Source organism: Hydrogenophaga sp., from assembly GCF_011390835.1.
Taxonomy (GTDB): domain Bacteria; phylum Pseudomonadota; class Gammaproteobacteria; order Burkholderiales; family Burkholderiaceae_C; genus Hydrogenophaga.
Map to the genome: position 1 here is coordinate 1 of NZ_JAABRQ010000062.1, position 3,214 is coordinate 3,214.

The 3,214-nt window shown below is 62.8% G+C and carries 3 protein-coding genes; all 3 read right to left on the reverse strand.

The genetic code is table 11. The annotated features are described in order from the left end of the window. A partial coding sequence (locus tag GPT34_RS17630; protein WP_291015327.1) for an MCP four helix bundle domain-containing protein occupies positions 1–878 on the reverse strand: 878 nt, incomplete at its 3' end. Positions 879–941: 63 nt separating this feature from the next. Further along, positions 942–1,538, reverse strand: a complete 597-nt coding sequence (locus GPT34_RS17635) for a rhodanese-like domain-containing protein (RefSeq protein ID WP_291015329.1) — start codon at positions 1,536–1,538, stop codon at positions 942–944. 129 nt (positions 1,539–1,667) lie between these two features. Further along, positions 1,668–3,104 (reverse strand): methyl-accepting chemotaxis protein, encoded by a 1,437-nt coding sequence (locus tag GPT34_RS17640; RefSeq protein ID WP_291015331.1) that lies wholly within the window; start codon positions 3,102–3,104, stop codon positions 1,668–1,670. Positions 3,105–3,214: the final 110 nt, after the last annotated feature.

Genomic DNA, 3,214 nt, shown 5'->3' on the forward strand with positions numbered 1-3,214 from the left:
CTCGCGGCCTGCTCGGTGCGCGAACTCAGGTCCTGGTTGCCCGAGGCAATCTCAGCCGAGGCGGTGTTGATGCCGTCGGCACTGTTGCGAATGTCATCCACGACCTTGGCCAGCGACAGCCGCATTGCCTCTAACGCAGAAGACAAGGCGCCAAGCTCGTCGCGTGAACCGGTGGCAATTGATCGACCGAGGTTGCCCTGGGCAATAGCAGTCGCGTGTTCGACCGACTCGTCCAGCGCGCTGACAATGCGGCGCGTCGTCGTGAACATCAGCCCACCGACCGCAACGGCTGCCACCAAAGCAAGTGCCAGCGCAACGAACAGCTGCTGCTGACTGCTCTTGCGGGCAGCCGCCGTGACGGCCTCAGCACCCGATTGCTGCCTGGTGGCGAGCTCCGTCAGCGGTTTGATAAAGAACTTGTGCACCATCGCCCAAGGAAGCTGCAGCAGCTCGTCGACCTCGTCGGTCTGGCCACTGGCGTAAACCTTGGCGAGGTCGTCCATCAGGGCGAGGACCTTGGGCTGCCCATCAACGAGCGCCTTCAGCAACTCCGCTTCCTCTTCCGAGGCTGGTGTGCTGGCCGACACCACGGCCCAGTCAGCCAGGAAGGCCTCGCGGGCTTCCTGCAGGTGGTTGATGGTGCCGGGCAGTGGGTAGTGGTCGAGCAACAGGCCTGCGGCCCTATTTCGGATCGCACCGAGCGTGGAGTCGATACGCTGCACCGCCAGCAAAGGCTTCAGGTTCTGGTCGACCACCGTGGTCAGCGCCTGGTCGCCGCGCTTGCCAGCCAGCAGGGTCAGTGAAGCGAGGAGCGCAAGCCCCAGCACGGCGGCCAAGGTGGCGAGCCACAGTCGACTCCGGATGCTTAGGTTCTTCATGGTGCAATGCCCTTGGGTTTGCGGCTTTCCAGTGCCAGGCCCGGCTCAGGCCAGGCCAAGCGCTCACTGCGTGGGGAGGCCCTTCGCGGTCCACTCGGGCATGCCGCCGCGGAACCAGTTCACTTTCGTATAACCAGCGTCACGGGCGACGACCGAGGCCTTGTAGCTCTTCCAGCACTCGCCAGAGTTGCAAAAGAAGATCACAGGCGCGTTCTTGTCGGCGGGAAGCTTGGCGAGGTTGAAGTTGTCCTGGCTCTTGTCGAACCCGGCATCCTTCGCGCTCTTTTCCTTGTAAGGCACGCTGATCGCTCCCTTAGCCGTTTTCTCGGCATATTCGTTGGCCACGCGCGTATCCACAAGCGGTACGCCCTTGGCGGCCAGGTCGCGCGCCTGGTCCGCGCTGATCAGGGTCACGCCATCAAGCTTGTCTGGTGTTTGCGGAGCGGCGATCGCGGGGGCCAGCAGACCCAGACTCAGCGAGCTGGCAACCAAAATTCGAAGCAGTGGGGATGTCATAGAAACTCCTTTTTGGGGTTGGGGAATGGGCTGGTCATGGGTGATCCGGGAGATTTCCAGGGCATCCATGAAAGGGTTATCGACGTCAAAGCCTTCAAAGTTGAGTGGGATTTGGGTCCGCCATTTGCAAATCAGCAGGTGCACCGAAATCCAACGTGAGAAAGTTCGCGAAGTTCATGCTTGCAATGCAGGTTCAGAAGCTTTCCCAGTCGCCTGCGTCGCCGCTGGCGGCGACCGGCCAGGGCCGTCTGGGGTTCGATCTGTGGGCCAACCTCACGCTGTTCTGGGCCCCCGGTTCGGGTTGAACACCAGAATGGCCTGGGCAAGACTAAGGGCCTGATCCTTCAGGCTTTGCGCGGCTGCGCTGCTTTCTTCGACCAGCGCAGCGTTCTGTTGCGTCATCTGGTCAAGCTGGTTCACCGCCACGTTGACCTGGCTGATGCCATCGCTCTGCTCGCCGGCGGCGGCGGTGATTTCGCCAACGATATCGGCGATGCGCCTTGCGTTGGCTACCACCTCCTGAATGGTCGTGCCCGCCTCAGCCACCAGGCGCGAGCCGTTCTCCACCCGGTCCACGCTGTTGCCGATCAGGGTCTTGATCTCTTTGGCCGCCTCGGCGCTGCGCTGGGCCAGGTTTCTCACCTCCCCAGCGACCACCGCAAAGCCCCGGCCCTGCTCACCAGCACGGGCGGCTTCCACCGCCGCGTTCAAGGCCAGGATGTTGGTCTGGAAGGCGATGCCGTCAATCACGCTGATGATGTCGCTGATCTTCTTGCTGCTTTGGTTGATCTCGTCCATGGTCGTGACCACCTGGCCCACCACCTGACCGCCTCGCGCGGCCACCTCGGCGTTGGCTGCTGCGATCTGGCTGGCCTGGCGCGACGATTCGGCACTTTGGCGCACCGTACCGTTGAGCTGCTCCATACTGGCTGCGGTTTGCTGCAAATTGCTAGCTGCCTGCTCGGTGCGGGTCGAAAGGTCTTGGTTGCCGCTGGCGATTTCTGAGCTGGCGGTCTCGATGTTGACCGCCGAGGTCTGCACCGAAGACACCACCGCGTGCATGCGCTGGAAGGCGTTGCGCAAAGCCTGCGCCCGCGGCGTGCTCACCTCAACGCCCGTCATGTCGAGCGAAATGCCGTGCGGCTGGTCCACCGTGGCCACCATACCGGCCAGTTCAACCCCTTCACGGGCCGTGCGCCCCATACTGACAGCAAGAACCACCTCCAGGCCGGTCTGGATCACCACGTAGGCGGCGTGCAGCATCACGCGCCAAAAGCTGGGCTCGGTCAGGCAGTAGAAACCAAAGCCGGCCGCTTGCAGGCGATCGAACAGCACATGGTGCACCGCGAAAAGCCCGGCGGCGAACACGATGGGCCGCCAGTCCAGGTACACCAACAGCAGCGCCAGCGTGACAAAAACGCCGAAGTGGTACTCCAGCTCGCCCTTGGCCAACTGGATGTGCAGGGCAACCAGGCTCACCAGGGCAAACGACAGCACAAGCCGAGAGAACAGCGTGCCCCGACCCATGACATAGGCCGCCGCACCCAGCGCGGCCAATGCAGCACCGCCGATCAGACCCGCTGCGAGTTCAAAGTAGAAATGACCGATGACGCCGGCCGCCAACGCCGACAGCACCACAGCGGCCAGGATCATCTGGTCGCCCTGAACGGCTTGGGATTTTGAGGTTGAGGTGTGCGGGTTCGCAGGCATTACAGGCTCCAGGAGAAACAAATATCAAACGAATCAGAAGCTTTCCCAGTCGCCGTCGTCACCGCCCGCAGCAGCGGTGGTGGTGGACTTGGCTGCTGGCGATCGAAGGG

Bases quoted from the DNA above. Each gene is read 5' to 3' on its own strand.
- GPT34_RS17640 (WP_291015331.1), bottom strand. From the start codon at position 3,104: ATGCCTGCGAACCCGCACACCTCAACCTCAAAATCCCAAGCCGTTCAG.